Below are 16,850 nucleotides of genomic sequence, written 5' to 3'. Positions count from 1 at the left end.
GACAAACGACAGATGAAAAAAGCAATGCTTATCATGGCAGCCCTTATTCTTGCATTCTCGCTGTCAGCATGCGGAAAGAAGGAAAGCGGGGGAACCGAAGGCGCGGGTACCGAAGGCGGGAAGCAAAAAACAGTGGCGATTTTGACGCCATACCTGCAGTCGGTCACGACAAACGAGATGGTCGAGGCATTAAAGAAACAAGCGGAAAGCCACAACTGGAAAACGAATGTCGTGGATACGAAAAGCGATTTCGGCATGCTGGCAAGCCGCATGGAAGATTTGATCTCGACCAAGGTCGACGCCATCGTGCTCGTAAGCGCCGATCCGTACCAGTTGAAAGCGCAAATTAAAAGCGCATCGACGAACGGGATTCCGGTTTTCGGCTGCGACTCCGGATATATTGAAGGCATGACGATGAACGCGACAAGCGACAACACGGAAATGTCGAAAATGATTACCGATCACTTGTTCAAAACGATGGGCAACAAAGGCAACCTCGTCGTTCTGACGCACCGTCCGCATCCTGGCGTACTGAAGCGCTCGCAGCAGCTGGACGACATGCTGGCCAAAACGCCGGACATCAAAGTCGTAACCGAACAGCACGTGCAAGTGCCGGGCCCGATCGAAAACGCGCGCCAATCGATGGAAAACCTGCTGCTCGCGAACAAGGACGAAGGCTCCATCACCGCCGTATGGGCGGGCTGGGACGAGCCGGCGATCGGAGCGGCTCAAGCTATCGAAGCGGCTAACCGGAAAAATATCGTCGTCGTCGGCATCGACGGCACAAGCCAAGCGGTCGACATGATCAAAAAGGGCTCGCCGCTGATCGCTACCGTCAAGCAAAATTTCTCCGGCATGGCTGACATCGTCACCAAGCAAATGGATCTTGTATTCCAAGGCAAGCCGGTGGAAGGCACGGAACTTTACGCTCCGGCTACGCTCATTACGAAAGAAAACGCAGGCTAATCAACGGCATGATTCGATAACCATATGGGAAAGAAGGAAGCGAGCGGCTCGTTTCGCTCGCTTTTTTCGTCCCAAGATTTTCGCCATCATGATGACACAGCGAGCATACAACGGGAGGAATAACAATGTCGCTGCTTGAAGTAAAACGGCTCGACAAAAAATTCGGCCAGCATTACGCGCTTTCCCAAGTTACGCTGGCGATCAAGCCGGGGGAGACGCACGCGCTTGTCGGCGAGAACGGAGCGGGCAAGTCGACGTTCATCAAAATGATTACGGGCGTATACGCTCCGGACGGCGGCGAGATCGTATGGCAAGGCAAGCCGGTCCATATATCGAGCCCCAAGCATGCCCGCGAGCTCGGCATTAACGTCATCCATCAGGAGCGCCAGCTTGTCCCTTCGTTTACCGGGCTCGAAAATTTATATCTCGGAATGCCTTACCCGAAGGGCAAATTAGGTATTGGAGTAGGCTGGAAGGCGATGCTGGAACGGGCCGAGAAGCTGAAGCGGGAGCTTGGCGTCGACGTGCCGCTTGACGTTCCGGCACAGGATATGTCGCCGCCCGAGCGTACGATGCTGGAAATCGTCAGGGCGATGATGATGGAATGCCGGCTGCTTTTCCTGGATGAGCCGACGGCGGCGCTGACGGACCGGGAAGCCGACATCTTGTTCCGGTTAATCGGGCAGCTTAAAGCCCAAGGCACGTCGATCATCTACGTGTCGCACAGGCTCGACGAGGTGCTGCAGCTATCCGATCGGATCAGCATTTTGCGAAACGGCACGCTAGCGGCGACACTTCAGCGAGGGGAAGCCGACAAGGCGGCGTTGATCCGCTTCATGACGCATGCCGAGGGGAAAGCGGAAGCTGAGGAGTCGAAAGCCGTGAAACGGAGAGCGGCGACTTCGGAGCATGCGCAGGACGTGCTGCGGGTAAGCGGCCTCGCGACGGCCGACGGCAGAGTGAAGCAAGCGAGCTTGCATGTCCGGCAAGGCGAAATCGTCGGTATTTTTGGCTTGGCCGGCTCGGGACGAACCGAGCTGATGGAGGCGATTTACGGCACCCGTGGCAAAAGCGCCGGAGAAGTCGCCATATCGGGGCAAACGATCCGCCGCCCTTCGCCGAAACGATCGTTAGCCTCCGGCATGGTATTGATCCCGGAGGAGCGCCGCGCGGATGCGTTAGTCATGGGGATGACGATTCGCGAGAATATGACGCTTCCAGTATTGTCGGAATTTTCAGACGGCTGGAAGGTTGCCGGAGCCAAGGAGAGGTCCGCGGTCGACTCGTGGATGCAATCGCTCAAGGTCAAGGCGGTTGGTCAGGAGCAGGCCGTAGGCGAATTATCCGGAGGGAATCAGCAGAAGGTCGTATTCGCCAAGGCGCTGATGTCGAAGCCGGTATTGTTCCTGTGCGACGAACCGACGCAAGCGGTCGACGTCATGACGCGCGAAGAAATTCACCGCTTGCTGAAAGAACAAGCGGACAGCGGATGCGGGGTTCTCTTCGTTTCGTCCGACCTGCAGGAAGTGCTCGACGTGTCGGACCGGCTTGTCGTTATGCATAACGGGGAAACGATTGCCGAGCTGCCGAACGACGGCTTGACGGCGGACCAGGTGCTTCAGCTCTGTTTCTCCCAACATCAAGGAAAGGAAAGTGAAGAACTTTATGGAGCGGCAAAGTAACGCAACTGCAGCAACCGCGGCAACCGCGGCATCGGGCTTCCGTTTCGGCAAGCTGATGCGCACCTATGGTACGGCATTCGCCTGTATCCTGATCATCATCGTATTCAGTGCTTTAAGCCCGGAATCATTCGCGACATTAACGAACGCGATTAACATCAGCCGGCAAATCTCGTTTCTGGTGACGATCGCGATTGGCGCGACGCTCGTCATGGCCGTCGGCGAGTTCGACTTGTCGGTTGGGGCGACCGCCAGCCTGGGCGGCGTCATCGCGGCCAAGATGGCCGTAGCCGGCGCGCCGATCGGCATCGCTTTTCTCGTGCCGCTGCTTGTCGCGGCGGCGATTGGCTTCGTAAACGGCTGGATCGTGACGAAATTCCGCGTTCTTTCGTTTATTACGACGCTCGCCATGGGCACGGTTCTCGGCGGCTTTACGTTTTGGCTGACTGGCGGGTCGACCGTATTCGAGAACATCCCGGAGTCGTTCCGTACGGTTGGGCAATCGGAATGGCTCGGGCTGCCGCTGCTGTCGATCATCATGGTGCTGCTGACGATTTTGTTCTGGTTCATCATGTCGCAAACCGCTTTCGGCCGCAGGCTGTATGCGATCGGCGGCAACGAATCGGCATCCCGGATTGCCGGGGTCAACGTCACGCTGAACAAAAACGCGGCGTTTGCCCTTTGCGCGGTGCTTGCCGCATTAACCGGCATTTTGATGGCTTCGCGTCTAGGTTCCGCGCATCCGACGGGTGGCGGCGGGTTGTTCCTTCCGGCTTATGCCGCGGCATTTTTGGGCATGACCGCGTTTAAGGAAGGCGTTCCGAACATTTGGGGGACGTTCGTCGGGGCGGCGATCATCGGCATATTGGCCAACGGATTAACGATTCTCGAGGTGCCGACCTTCATGCAGGACGTCATTACCGGCTGTATCATCATCGTAGCGGTCATCTTGCAGAAGCTGGGACGTGGCGGACGTTGACGAAACAAGAGCGGGTAATCAACAAGAGAAACATGATGGCATGGGAAAAAGCGGAACGGAAGCAGGAGGCTTTGCTGGTCGGTTATTTTGTGGCCGGCGACCCGGGAGTGGAGCGGTCGCTCAGTATCGTAAAGGGCGCGACGCTGGCCGGGGTCGATATATTGGAAATCGGCGTGCCTAGCGCCGAGCCGTCGTTCGACGGGGAAGTGATCAAGCGGGGGCATCGGCGCGTGCTGACTCGAATTGGCAGAGAGGTCGGAGAGCGGCCTGCCGATGAGGGTGTCGCAGCCGGCAGCGAAGTTTCGGCGGCTGCGGCTGCAACTGCAGCTGCGGACAAAGCTGACGGCGCGCTGCCGTCGGCCGTTCGCTCCGATGGCGCGGTTTCGCCGGAAGTTGTTGGCCCCGCTAGTACGGTAGCTTCCGACGTGGGTGCGGGACTTGCGAAGGCGGATGCGCTGAAGCAAGCTACGGACGCCCAGGTGCAACGCGAAACGATGGCTTATTGGCGCAAGCTGCGGCATACAACGGACGCGCCGCTATGGGCGATGGGCTACAAGCGTGAGGTCATTGCCTCCGGTTTGTACGTCGAGCTGGCCCGAGAAGGACTGCTGGACGGCCTTGTGCTGCCGGATTGCTCGCTTGCCGAGCAGCTTGAAATCGCCCGCGATATGGAGCCTTACGGCGTGGACGTCATTCGTTTCGTCCATGCGGCCATGAATGAAGCGGAGCTACAGGCAGCACTTGAGGGCGCCACGATCGTTTACGCGCAGCTGTACACGGGAGCTACCGGCAATCCTTTCGCCCAATTCAAGGATTTTGGCGAATTGTGCCGCCGGGTCAAGCGTTACACCGATGCGATGGTGCTCGCCGGATTCGGTCTGCGTTCGCCGGAACGGGTGCGGGCCGCGGTGGAAAGCGGCTTTGACGCCGCCGTTGTTGGCTCCGTTTTTGTCGCCCGGTGCGAAAACGGCGAGGTCGATTATTTATACCGGTTGATCGCGGATATGAAGGAAGCGACGAGTCGTCGCGGGAAGGAAGGGAATGAAGGATGAATGCCCCGAAATACGTGGCTTCGTTCGATATCGGGACGACCGGCGCCAAAGGCGTCTTGGTCGGCAAGGACGGTACTTTAAGCGGCGGGGCGAGCATCCCCCTCGATACGATCTACGGGGAGCATCATACCGTGGAGCAGCATCCCGAGCAATGGTACAAGGCTGTAGCCGAAATTACGCAGGCATGGTGGGCGTCAGGCGTTGATCCGAAGCAGATCATGATGATCGTGTTCAGCGGACAAATGCAGGATTGCATCCCCGTCGACGGTGACGGCAATCCGGTCCGGCCGGCGATATTGTACTCCGACGCACGGGCATCGCTTCAAGCCGGACAGGTGCTTCGCAAGCATGGCGAGGATACCGTTCGGAGAGTGACGGGCAATCCGTTCGACGGATCGATGACTTTTCCGAAGATAATCTGGATGAAAGAGAACGAACCGGAGCATTACCGGGCAACGGCAAGCTTCCTGATCAGCTCGAAGGATTACGTCGTCCGCAAGCTGACGGGACGCTTGGTTACCGATCCGACGACAGCCGCTACTTCCGGCATGATGGAGCTGCCGGAGCGAAGATTCGTCCGCGGATGGCTGCAAAGCGCCGGCATTGAAGCCGATAAGCTGCCGGAGCTGCTCGCTGCCGACGAGGTCGCCGGCTTTGTGCTGGAGGAAGCTGCGGCATTCACCGGCTTCGTGGCCGGCACGCCCGTGCTGTGCGGAATCGGCGATGCCGGGGCGACAACGCTGGGCGCCGGCGTAACCGAGGTCGGCGAAATGTACGCCTACCTGGGGACGACAGGCTGGGTCGCTTTACCTACGCGCGAGCCTGGCAGCTTTAGCGGCGGCGTGTTTCAGCTTGCCCACGTGGATCGTGAGCTGCTTATTACAATAGCGCCGCTCATGAACGCGGGCAACGCCCATCGGTGGGCGCTTAACGTGTTCGGATGCGGAGAAGCCGTAGGGGACGCCGCTTTCGCCGAAATGGAGCGGGCAATGGAACAATGCGAGCGACGCGACCACGGCGTCCTGTTCCTGCCGTATTTGAACGGCGAACGCTGCCCGGTACAGGACCCGCATGCTACCGGCTGCTTTATCGGCTTAACCGCCTCGACGACCAAGGCGGAGATGAGCCGCGCGGTGCTCGAAGGGGTGGCGATGGCGATGCGCCAGGTCAAGGAGCTGCTCGCCTGCGGCTGGGACGTGAAGCGATTGACGCTGATCGGCGGCGGAAGCCGAAGCCGGGTATGGAGCCAGACGATCGCCGACGTGCTCGGCGTGGAGGTTGTCGTCCCGCAGGAGTCGCAATATTTGCCGGCGCTTGGCGGTGCGGCGACCGCATTCGTCCGGTTCGGCTGGGCCGAGAGCTACGCTGCATTTGCCCGCAACGTGCTTGACGGCTTCCCCGCGGAGCGATATTCGCCCGATGCGAGCAGCGTGGAAATGTACGACCGGGCGTACGCGAAATACGTCAAGCTGTATCCGGCATTGGCGGATGTGTTCGGAAGCTGAGCAAGCGGTAGCCGGGCTAGACGTATACCGGGCAACGGAAGGTTAAGCAAAACGAAAGGTGAGTCTAACGGGGGAGCTAGCCGGACCGAAGCTGGACTAAGTGGACATTGACCTAACCAAGCGCTCCGACCTTTTAGGAAACCTGCAACTGTACATTGTTGATGCGCTTTTGCAGGTTTCTCCTTCCAAATGGTGTATCGTTAAAAAATTTATTTCATCGGAACCATCAGTTCGATTTCCTGTCCCGCCTTCGTTCGGTCTCGAAGATCGATGGAGGCGCTTTTTACTTCCAGGACATACTCATTCTGATTCACTTCGTAACCGTTCTGCCGAATGAACGAGTTCACTTCTCCGTAAGCGACGTCTACGTAGGACTCCAGAGGCCCTTGATAGTGTAAGCTTGCATACCACAGCGGGGGCAAGACGATACGGACCATATCTTCGGGCACCTCAAGCGGGTGATGCACTTCGAATCCGAGAATATAATGGCACCGTTCGGGATCGGGATCGTCCGAAATTTGCGGATACATTCCGAAAATTTTGTCCGGCACCGGATGCACGCGCAGTTCAATCAGCCTTTTCTTCAGTTTGTCCCATGTATTCGGAATTTCGGCTCCCATCTCCGAAAAAGGGCAAATCAAATGCAAACCCACGATCGTGCTTTGTTCCCGCAGAACGGTTCTCGCCTTCAAGCCCATAGCATCTCCTCTATATTGCGTTCATGTTCATTCGAAGCATACCACATATTACAATTACCGAGCGAAAAACTTGTTTTTGTTTGGGATGCGGTCGTTCAAAAATAAACGAACAGTCCCGTTTTATCGTCCGGCGTTAAGGCGTACTCCCGCTCGTGATGGGTCAGCTTGTCGACATATTCGCGCAAGCCAAGACCGGCGATCATCCGGTACGTTTCTTCCAAGCTTTTGCCGGGGAAAAATAATCCGTCGGATATCATCAGCACCTGCTTCAAACGGTCGATCCGAACCCGCCCCGTTCTGATGTACTCCGGGACCTCATCCATTCCGTTCAGAACGGAGTATCCTTCAGGCGTGTTCGCCAAATAACGGTTGTACGTATAGGTATGAACGGGAACTTCGTAATAGCTTTCGTCCGGCAGCTCGGCCCCCCGAAGACGATCGCGCTCCCTTACGGCTCGCGCTCTTTCGTTTAACTGCACGAGCGTGTTCGGGGTAAGCACTTCGACCTGCCCGTCCCGGTACTCTGCGATGACGATGCTGTCCCCCAGTTGGCCGTAGGTAAGCCATCCGTCTTGAATGTGCACGGCCGCAATGCAAGTGGCCCAATACTCATGCTTGATCGCCAAATCGAGACCGCTTTCCAGCATCCGACGCTTCAAGAGGGCGTTCGTCGCGCCGATCTCTTCCGTTAGCGAGCCTACACGCTCCAGCCCCTCAAAATGCGCCTTCACGTGCCGCGAGGCGATAACTGCGCCGTTATGGCCGTCAGTATCGCGGAAATCGCATAATGGAGTAACGCCGTCCAGGACGCCGAACACTCCCGCTTGTTCATTCACGATAAAAGCGTCCTCGCATATTGGTTTTAACGGGCTGCATACCGACAAAACGTCATGCCGCATCATGATCTACCTCCGCATTCCTTGTTCTGAAACTATCGCTAAACTATAACTAAACTATCGTTAACGCCGTTAACACCGATTATATCACGATGAGGGCAAACGCGTACGGTGTGTGGTCAACGCCAAGGTGGTTGCCTTTTTGCTCACGTTTACTCTGCCTGCTTCCGGTGATATGATACAAATAACGTCCGGCGGAGGAGGTGGGGGATTGAGCGCGCTCGGGCAGTCCAAACGATGGAAGCTGCTGCTTGCTATATTGCTGTGCCTACAACTGATCTCGATTCCTTCGATCGCCGAAGCTCAGACGTCGGATGAAATCTCCTCGATCTCGGCCCCGAAGCAGAAGCGACAGATCGAAACGGCGCATCGAACTCTTCCGGTGCACCATGTTGTTTTCGCGGCTGTCGTTTCCTTAATCGCATTCCTGACCGTAAGGGAGATCAACCGTACGACAACGGCGCAGTTTCAGCCATATGCCGATTCAGCCGTACCGATTCGTTTGAAGCACTTGATTCTGTACCCGCTTAAATTTACGTCCACTTTCGTGGGCAAAGCCATGGTTTCCGCACCGCTCAATTCCAAATACGGAAAGGGGATACGGACCATGGAGGATAAATCTTCATACCAAGCCGATGCCAAAGAAGCGAAACGAGTCAGCGGAGAAGTTTTTAAAGCGCTGCTGTTTTTCGTGATGATGATCGTTGGCTTGCTCGCCTATTATGTTTTGAAAGGATAATGGTCGCTTTCGATAAGGAGCAGTCTGCCGCCGGCGGATTGCTCTTTTTGGTTCGTCGTACGCTGTTGATCGAAAAGCTGATCTTTCACCGATTGTTTGACTGTGGTTAAGATCATGGCGAAAAGCGTCAAGCGGCCGTCTTTCGTGTGCTACAATGGGGCTGATTCATCCGATAAGACGAGGAATATGGCTTGCATACAAAATAGAATGACAGGTTGGAAAGAGGTGCTTAGCATGAAGATGACGTTTCGCTGGTTCGGCGGAAGCGACCCTGTGAAACTGGCGGAAATTCGCCAAATTCCGGGCATTTACGGCATCGTATCGGCCGTGTACGATGTTCCCGTCGGAGAGGCGTGGCCGCGCGAGACGATCGCCGCGTTGAAGTCCGAAATCGAATCGCACGGCCTAAAGCTTGCGGTCGTTGAAAGCGTTCCCGTACACGAAGATATTAAGCTTGGAAAGCCAAACCGGGATCAGTTGATCGAAAATTACAGTCAAACGATCCGGCGGTTAGGCGAGGCGGGTGTGCCTGTCGTTTGCTACAATTTTATGCCGGTGTTCGATTGGACGCGTTCCCATTTGGCCTTTACGCTCCCGGATGGCTCCACGACGCTGACGTTCGAGGACGAAACGATCCAGCGGATGAATCCGGCACAAGGCGATTTGTCGCTGCCCGGTTGGGATTCCAGCTACACAAGGGCGGAAATGCAGCATTTGCTGGAGCAGTACCGCGGCATGGGCGAAGACGACTTGTGGAGCAATCTGGCTTATTTCCTGGAGCGTGTCATTCCCGTTGCCGAAGAAGCCGGCGTGAAGATGGCGATCCATCCGGACGATCCGCCATGGCCGATATTCGGTTTGCCGCGCATTGTTAGCAATTTGCGGCAGCTGCGCAGGCTTGTGGACCATATCGACAGCCCTGCGAACGGCATCACGTTCTGCTCCGGCTCGCTTGGCGCCGACCCCGACAACGACTTGGACGAGATCATACGTTATTTCGGAGGGCGGGGACGGGTCCATTTTGCCCATACGCGCAATATTCTTCGCACCGGCTATCGCTCTTTCCAAGAATCGTCGCACCTTTCTGAGGACGGTTCCATCGATATGGTGCGCGTGCTGGAGGCGTTATGGGATACCGGCTTCGAAGGGCCGCTGCGTCCCGACCATGGCAGGATGATCTGGGGAGAGCAGGGACGCCCCGGATACGGGCTGTATGATCGCGCATTGGGAGCTACGTATTTGAACGGCATTTGGGAGTCGATCGATAAAATAAAACGAGGGGGCAACTAACATGAAGCTATCCGTATTTACCGTCGCAACGCCGGATTTGACGCCGGAGGAGCTGGCCGCTACCGCTTCGGAAGCCGGCATTCAAGGGGTGGAATGGCGCTGCAAGGAGACGCCGGAAGGAGCGGAGCAGCAGCCTCCTTCGTTCTGGGGTATCAACCTAAGTACGATCGATCCCCGCGCTACCGACGAGCAGCTTTCCGTATACAGCGGTGCCGCGAGCCGTTACGGGCTGCAATCGATCGCGCTGACGCCGTATCTGACCTGCGGTGATTTGGAAGGGACCGAGTCGATGTTCAAGCTCGCCGGGCGGCTTGGCGCGTCGATGGTCCGCGTTGGCGTTCCATTTTATAACGGTAAACGGCACTACAATGAGCTTCTTCGTGAAGCGGTCGATTATTTGAAGGCTGTCGAAGATTTGGCCGGCGACTATGGCATCAAGGCGCTCGTCGAGACGCACCATTTTACGATTGCGGCAAGTGCAAGTGGAGCCTACAGGCTCGTGCAGGGGCTGAACCCCGACAAGGTCGGCGTGTTGTACGATCCCGGCAACATGGTGCACGAGGGCTTCGAAAATTACCGGATGGGCATGGAGCTGCTTGGCCCTTACCTCGCTCACGTCCATGTCAAAAACGCCGGCTGGAAGCCGGTCGCGAAGGATCCCGACGGAGCGACGCACCCGAATTTGCCGCAAGCGGAAAACGGCGGCAAGGAAGCGGAGCCTCTCAATCCGATCGCTTGGTCGGGCTCCTGGAGGCCGATCGCATCGGGCATGGTACCGTGGAAGCGGGTATTGGCCGACCTGAAGGCGGTAGGCTACGACGGCTGGTTCGGGGTTGAAGATTTCAGCGAAGCGTACGACACGAAAACGATGTTAAGCTTATACGCCAAGCAGATGAGGGCTTGGTGGGAAGAGGTTGGTTGAGCGGCAAACGATTCCACAATGAAGCAAACAGAAATTAAGCGGCTTGGCCGCAATCGAGAGGAGCGGACAATATGAGTAACGTTCGAATTGGAATTATCGGCATCGGCAACATGGGGGCGGGTCATGCCAATCATTTGAAATCAGGCACGATCAAAGGCGCGGTGCTCACGGCGATTTGCGACGGCATCGCCGAGAAACGCGCCTGGGCGGCGGAAACGTATCCGGGAGTCGCCATCTATGAGGATTCGGCGGCGATGCTGGCATCCGGCAACGTGGATGCCGTTATCGTGGCGACGCCGCATTACGATCATCCGGTAGAGGCGCAGCGTGCTTTTGCCGAGGGACTCCATGTTCTGATCGAGAAGCCGGCGGGCGTGTATACGAAGCAGGTGCGGGAGATGAACGAAGCCGCGGCGGCAAGCGGCCGCGTATTCGGCATCGTGTACAACCAGCGGATGAACCCGCTGTACCGGAAGCTGCGCGACCTGATCGCGTCAGGCGAATTAGGCGAAATACGCCGCACGAACTGGATCATCACGAACTGGTACCGGTCGCAAAGCTATTACGATTCCGGCTCCTGGCGGGCTACCTGGGGCGGCGAAGGCGGCGGGGTGCTGATCAACCAATGCCCGCACCAGCTTGACCTGTGGCAATGGACGACGGGACTCATGCCGGTACGGGTGCGCGCCTTCTGCCACTTCGGCAAACACCGCAATATCGAGGTTGAAGACGACGTCACCGCTTACGTGGAGTACGCAAACGGCGGAACGGGCGTATTCATTACGACAACGGGCGAAGCGCCGGGGACGAACCGGTTCGAGGTCGCGGGGGACCGCGGCAAAATCGTCATCGAGGACGGCAAGCTGACGTTCTGGCGGCTGCTCGAGTCGGAGCGCGACTTTAACGCTCGCAACCGCGAGGCATTCGGCGCACCGGAGTGCTGGAAATGCGAAGTACCGATTTATGGCTCCAGCTCGGAGCATGCGGGCATCGTGCAAAATTTCGTCGATGCCATTCGCAATGGCACGCCGCTTGTCGCTCCTGGCGAAGAAGGGATTCAAGGCCTGACGATCTCCAATGCGATGCATTTGTCGACATGGCTCGACGATTGGGTCGAGCTGCCGTTTAACGAGGATTTGTACGAATCGGAGCTGCGCAAGCGGATTGCCACGTCGCGATATCGCAAACCGGAACCTGCTGCAAGCGGCACGGCGCCGGTTGATTTGAAAGGGACGTTCTAAGGGGAGCTCCCTGGCAGAATCAAACACACCTCGATTAGACTTCGAAAAAAAACACGTTCTTCGCGTTCTCCGCGGAGCGTGTCCAATAAGGGGGAACGACGGATGGAATTACATCCTTCAAGTGATGCGAATCCCGCGAATGCCATTCAGTCGCGCCGGCCGGATGCACCGATCGAAACGTTGACCGAGCTGGAGCAAACGGTACGGCATATCGTTTCGGAAACGCCGGTCTACGACATCCATACCCATCTGTATTCGGCCGATTTTGAAGAGCGGCTGCTGTGGGGCGTCGATCAATTGCTCGTTTATCATTATTTGACGGCGGAATATTTCCGCCAAGGCGATTTGTCGTACGACGAGTTTTGGTCGCTGGACGATGCGGGCAAGGCGGACGCGGTTTGGAAAGCGCTGTTCGTCGACCGCATGCCGGTGAGCGAAGCGGCGTCCGGCGTCGTCACCGCGATGAACCGGCTTGGCTTGTCGCCGGCCGTTTACGGTCGCGACCTGGACGCATACCGCGCCGCCTGGGCGGAGAAAACGGCCGCCGCCCAAGTAGACGACGTGCTCGCCGCGGCCAAAGTGCAAACGGTCGTTATGACGAACGACCCGTTCGACTCGGTCGAGCGAGCCGTATGGCTGGACGGCGCCGGTTGCACCGACGAGCGCTTCCAGGCGGCGCTGCGCATCGACAAGCTGCTGCTCGATTGGCCGTCGGCGGCGCAAGAGCTGCGCAGCTTCGGCTACGACGTCGCAGCCAGCGATCCTGCCGCGCTGTCGCAGGAGGCAACGCTCGCCGAGGTGCGCCGCTTCCTGCGCGACTGGTGCGGCCGCATCGGCGCCTTGTACATTATGGCGTCGCTGCCCGGCGACGCCCATTACCCGGCGCCGGACGAGGCGCTGACGGCGCTGCTCGACGGCGCGGTCGTGCCGGTCTGCCGCGAGCTCGGCTTGCCGCTGGCGCTGATGATCGGCGTCCGCCGCCAAGTCAACCCGGCGCTGCGCCTGGCCGGCGATATGAGCGGCCGGGCCGACCTTGGCCTGCTGGAGCGGCTCTGCCTGCGCTACCCGGAGCTGCAGCTGCTTGTCACCGTGCTTGCGCGGGAAAACCAGCACGAACTGGCCGTCCTTGCGCGGAAGTTCCGCAATCTGACCATTTTCGGCTGCTGGTGGTTTTTGCATACGGAATCGATGATCCGCGAGATGACGGCATTCCGCACGGAGCTGCTCGGCACGAGCTACATTCCGCAGCATTCCGATTGTCGGGTGCTGGAGCAGCTCGTCAACAAATGGGATCATTCGCGGTCCGTCATCGCCGGGGTGTTGTACGGCAAGTACGCCCGATTGCATCAAGACCGCTGGCTCGTCAGCGCCGATGATATCCGCCGCGATACCGAACAATACTTCGGCGGCGTATTCCGGCAAGTGTTGGACCGCGCGAAGAGAGGAAGGCGATAATAGATGACCGAAACTTCAGGTACGCCTAATTTTCAGAAAAAAGACGGCATGACGTACGCCCCGACCTCTGCGAAGCCTGCACCGGTGTGCGCGCCGGGCGAATTCGTCTTCGCGGCGGCGGGTCTCGATCACGGCCATATTTACGGCCAATGCAACGGATTGATCGAAGCGGGCGGAACGCTGAAGTGGGTATACGATCCTGACCCACTTAAGGTGGCGGCGTTTTGCCGGACGTACCCGCAGGTGCAGGCAGCGCCTTCGCTCGACGTCATTTTGCACGACGAGGAGGTCCGGCTCGTTGCGGCGGCGGCGGTGCCGTCGGAGCGGTGTGCGCTTGGCCTAACGGTCATGGACCACGGCAAAGATTATTTTACCGACAAGACGCCGTTTACGACACTTGCGCAAATTGCGTCGGCTCGGGCCAAGGTGTCGGAGACGGGCCGCAAATATATGGTCTATTACAGCGAGCGGCTCCACACGGAAAGCTCGGTTTATGCAGGAAAACTTATTCATGACGGCGCGATCGGAAGAGTCCTGCAGGTGCTCGGCACGGGGCCTCACCGGCTGAACGCCGCCTCGCGGCCGGACTGGTTTTTCCGCAAGGCGCAATACGGGGGCATTTTATGCGATATCGGCAGCCATCAGGTGGAGCAATTTTTGTATTTTGCCGGCTGCAAGGATGCCCGCGTGGCGCACAGCAAGGTGGCGAACTACAATAACCCGGATTACCCCGATCTGGAGGATTACGGCGATGCGACGCTGATCGGGGACAACGGGGCGACGAACTATTTTCGCGTCGATTGGATGACACCAAATGGCCTCGGCACTTGGGGAGACGGCAGGGTGACCATACTCGGCACGGACGGCTATATCGAACTGCGCAAATATATCGATGTGGCGCGCGATCCACGGGGGGACCATGTGTACATGGTGAACCATGAAGGAGAGCATCATTTTGCCGTGGCCGGTCAGGTCGGCTTTCCGTTTTTCGGGGAACTCATCTTGGATTGCCTGAACCGAACCGAGCTGGCGATGACGCAGGAGCATGCGTTCAAGGCGGCGGAGCTGTGCATTGAGGCGCAGAATATGGCGGTTGTGATCAAGTAAGAGAATTGGGAAAAGGCTAGGGATAACCGAAAAGGCTGTCGTGTGGTACAATCGTTTCAACAATGTACAACGTATACCACCGCAAACCGACGCCGGAGCGCGTCCCTGGAGGTTGATCCCGTGTCGCTAAGCCTGCAATGGCAGGAGCCGATCGAGCTTATGTACCGCAATTCGCTGCCGATGGACGGAGCTCGCTTTCACGCTCACGCCTTTTATGAATTGTATTATTTCCATACCGGAGAATGCACGTATCTGATCGGGGACAAGCTCATGACGCTTGTCCCCGGCGATCTTATCTTAATGCACGGCATGACGCTGCACCGTCCGAATCCTGCGCCGCACGTTCCTTATGTGCGGACGATCATCCATTTTGACCCGTCGTATTTGACGACCGTTCTTCAGCCGGACAAGGCGGCGGAGCTGCTGCGGCCTTTCGAGGAATTGCGCAACATCCGCCTGCATTTGAACGAGCGGGACCAGACCGATTTTGAGAAACTTTTGGCTGAGATGAACGACTTGTACATGCGCCGGGGCGATGCGGCCGTTCATGCGGCGTATGATCGTTTTGCGTTGCGATTCATGGAGCTGCTGCACATTGTCGGCGGGTGGTGCAGACAGCATGTGCACGAACGAGAGCACCGATCGGAGAAAGAACGGCACGTGCAGCGGGTGATTTCGTATCTGGAGGATCATTATGCGGAGGAGATTACGCTGGAGACGATCTCCTCGTCGCTTCATCTGACGAAACCGTATTTGTCCAATTTGTTCAAGGAAATTACCGGCACGACGGTGTTCAAATATTTGTACAATCGCCGCATCAATCAGGCGAAAATTTGGTTTCGGCTGGAGCCCCACCGCTCGGTTTCGGATATCGGCAGGCTGGTCGGCTTCCGCCATCTGGCGCATTTCAGCCGGTTGTTCAAGTCGATAGCCGGGTGCAGCCCTGAGGCATACCGCAAAGGAATTTTGCAGGAGTCGTCGCATCGCGAGGGAGACGCTGCCAGGTCGCATGTGCAGGAAGCGGGATACAACGAGTCAGCCAAAACTGCTCCATCGGAAGCCGCATCCTCGAACACTGCTCCCGAAAGAACGGTTTAACGCTGTCTGTGCTGGTAGGCAGCCTTCTAGTAGGCTGCCTCCTTGCGATGCCCGACGACGAGCAACATAAAGGAGGATTACGTCCGATGCAACCTTGCGCACCATCCCCATTATTTGATTTGACCGGCCGGACGGCGGTCGTGATCGGAGCCGGCAGCACTTTGGGCCGCGTCATGGCCGAAGCGCTGATCGCGCACGGGGCTCATGCGGCGCTTGTCGTCCGCAATCCGGACAAAGCCGCCGCCGATCTGCAGCCGCTGCTTGGCACGGGAAAGGCTAAGCTGTTCCAAGCCGACGCCATAAGCAAACCGGAACTGGAGCAGGCATTGCGCGACATTATCGAGTGGACGGGGCGCGTCGATATTTTGCTGAATACGGCCGGGGTGAATAGCGCTACGCCGTTCTTCGAGATTACCGAAGAAGAATGGGACCGGATTATGGACGTCAACGCCAAGAGCGTCATGCTCGCCTGCCAAGTGTTCGGCAAAGCCATGGTCGATGCCGGAGCCGGCGGCAGCATCATCAATATCAGCTCCGTTTCGTCCGGACCGCCGTTGTCGCGCGTGTTTTCCTACTCTGCTTCCAAGTCGGCGCTGAACAGCATGACGCAATATCTTGCCCGCGAATTCGCGCCTAGCAAAGTGCGGGTTAATGCAATCGTGCCGGGCTTTTTCCCGGCGGAGCAGAATCGTTCGATTCTGTCGCCCGAACGCGTCGCTTCCATCATGAGCCACACGCCGATGAATCGTTTCGGCGAGCCGAAGGAGCTTCAAGGCGCCGTGGTTTGGCTCGCCTCCGAGGCGGCCTCCAGCTTTGTAACGGGGGCGCTGATCCGAGTCGACGGCGGTTTCGGCGCAGTGACGATATAAGTTAATAGAACTGGAATGGATGTTGGATTTAACAAGGCGAAAGTTCAATGGTGTTCAATATTTATAGCAACAAACGAGGAACTCTATGAAAAATGGAGATGAATCGTGGACGAACGGTGGCTCTCATACGAAGCCACCGTTTTTTTTGCTTTTAAAAAGGTTAACTTTTCTTTTAAGGAAATCGAAAAAAGTTTTTTCTTTTATATGAAGGTGATTAATGGAGCTAGTTTAGGATAAAATATAGGTCGTACAAATCTTGTTGTTCGACATTTTCTCTAAAATTTTGGTAAAATGCGACATACCATTTTCCATATTATCAGATTTTCGGATAAAAAACTATATCTCGTCAAGATA

The 16,850-nt window shown here is 57.2% G+C and carries 15 protein-coding genes; 13 read left to right on the top strand and 2 right to left on the bottom strand.

Annotated elements, in window-relative coordinates:
- Positions 1–12: 12 nt before the first annotated feature.
- The 5 genes from AC0LWM_RS23095 to AC0LWM_RS23075 all read left to right on the top strand — a co-directional run bounded on the left by AC0LWM_RS23095 (position 13) and on the right by AC0LWM_RS23075 (position 6,181).
- On the top strand, positions 13–966 hold the full coding sequence (locus AC0LWM_RS23095; protein WP_474677363.1) for a sugar ABC transporter substrate-binding protein: 954 nt from the start codon (positions 13–15) through the stop codon (positions 964–966).
- Positions 967–1,091: 125 nt separating this feature from the next.
- Entirely contained in the window at positions 1,092–2,648 is a 1,557-nt protein-coding gene (locus AC0LWM_RS23090; protein WP_474677362.1) for a sugar ABC transporter ATP-binding protein, read from the top strand.
- Positions 2,632–3,624 (top strand): ABC transporter permease, encoded by a 993-nt coding sequence (locus tag AC0LWM_RS23085; protein ID WP_474677361.1) that lies wholly within the window; start codon positions 2,632–2,634, stop codon positions 3,622–3,624. Before AC0LWM_RS23090 ends, AC0LWM_RS23085 begins: the two co-directional genes overlap by 17 nt.
- Positions 3,621–4,676: a tryptophan synthase subunit alpha gene (locus AC0LWM_RS23080; protein ID WP_474677360.1), complete on the top strand. Its 1,056-nt coding sequence runs from the start codon at positions 3,621–3,623 to the stop codon at positions 4,674–4,676. The genes AC0LWM_RS23085 and AC0LWM_RS23080 overlap by 4 nt, the downstream gene beginning before the upstream one ends.
- Positions 4,673–6,181: a xylulokinase gene (locus tag AC0LWM_RS23075; RefSeq protein ID WP_474677359.1), complete on the top strand. Its 1,509-nt coding sequence runs from the start codon at positions 4,673–4,675 to the stop codon at positions 6,179–6,181. The genes AC0LWM_RS23080 and AC0LWM_RS23075 overlap by 4 nt, the downstream gene beginning before the upstream one ends.
- A gap of 209 nt (positions 6,182–6,390) precedes the next feature.
- On the opposite strand, the gene AC0LWM_RS23070 is transcribed toward AC0LWM_RS23075, so the two are convergent.
- Both AC0LWM_RS23070 and AC0LWM_RS23065 read right to left on the bottom strand, forming a co-directional pair.
- On the bottom strand, positions 6,391–6,873 hold the full coding sequence (locus AC0LWM_RS23070) for a GyrI-like domain-containing protein (RefSeq protein WP_474677358.1): 483 nt from the start codon (positions 6,871–6,873) through the stop codon (positions 6,391–6,393).
- Between the two features lie 101 nt (positions 6,874–6,974).
- Positions 6,975–7,781: a protein phosphatase 2C domain-containing protein gene (locus AC0LWM_RS23065; protein WP_474677357.1), complete on the bottom strand. Its 807-nt coding sequence runs from the start codon at positions 7,779–7,781 to the stop codon at positions 6,975–6,977.
- 205 nt (positions 7,782–7,986) lie between these two features.
- Between AC0LWM_RS23065 and AC0LWM_RS23060 the strand changes: the two genes are divergently transcribed.
- The 8 genes from AC0LWM_RS23060 (at position 7,987) to AC0LWM_RS23025 (ending at position 16,496) form a co-directional block, all read left to right on the top strand.
- Positions 7,987–8,514, top strand: coding sequence for a hypothetical protein (locus AC0LWM_RS23060; protein ID WP_474677356.1), 528 nt, complete (start codon positions 7,987–7,989; stop codon positions 8,512–8,514).
- 234 nt (positions 8,515–8,748) lie between these two features.
- A complete protein-coding gene (gene uxuA, locus AC0LWM_RS23055; RefSeq protein ID WP_474677355.1) occupies positions 8,749–9,804 on the top strand; it encodes a mannonate dehydratase in 1,056 nt (351 codons plus the stop codon).
- 1 nt (position 9,805) lies between these two features.
- Positions 9,806–10,726, top strand: coding sequence for a sugar phosphate isomerase/epimerase family protein (locus AC0LWM_RS23050; RefSeq protein WP_474677354.1), 921 nt, complete (start codon positions 9,806–9,808; stop codon positions 10,724–10,726).
- Between the two features lie 71 nt (positions 10,727–10,797).
- Positions 10,798–11,967 carry a Gfo/Idh/MocA family protein gene (locus tag AC0LWM_RS23045; protein WP_474677353.1) on the top strand — a complete coding sequence of 390 codons (1,170 nt, stop codon included), beginning with the start codon at positions 10,798–10,800 and terminating at the stop codon, positions 11,965–11,967.
- 102 nt (positions 11,968–12,069) lie between these two features.
- Positions 12,070–13,422: a glucuronate isomerase gene (locus AC0LWM_RS23040; protein WP_474677352.1), complete on the top strand. Its 1,353-nt coding sequence runs from the start codon at positions 12,070–12,072 to the stop codon at positions 13,420–13,422.
- A gap of 3 nt (positions 13,423–13,425) precedes the next feature.
- Positions 13,426–14,529: a Gfo/Idh/MocA family protein gene (locus AC0LWM_RS23035; protein ID WP_474677351.1), complete on the top strand. Its 1,104-nt coding sequence runs from the start codon at positions 13,426–13,428 to the stop codon at positions 14,527–14,529.
- 120 nt (positions 14,530–14,649) lie between these two features.
- Positions 14,650–15,627 carry a helix-turn-helix transcriptional regulator gene (locus AC0LWM_RS23030; RefSeq protein ID WP_474677350.1) on the top strand — a complete coding sequence of 326 codons (978 nt, stop codon included), beginning with the start codon at positions 14,650–14,652 and terminating at the stop codon, positions 15,625–15,627.
- Between the two features lie 86 nt (positions 15,628–15,713).
- Complete coding sequence (locus tag AC0LWM_RS23025; protein WP_474677349.1) at positions 15,714–16,496, top strand: SDR family oxidoreductase; 783 nt, start codon at positions 15,714–15,716, stop codon at positions 16,494–16,496.
- The last annotated feature ends 354 nt before the right edge of the window (positions 16,497–16,850 follow it).

Source organism: Paenibacillus sp. sgz302148 (assembly GCF_056120465.1).
Note: the sequence above shows the minus strand (reverse complement) of the source record. Positions and strands in the feature narration are given on the sequence as shown.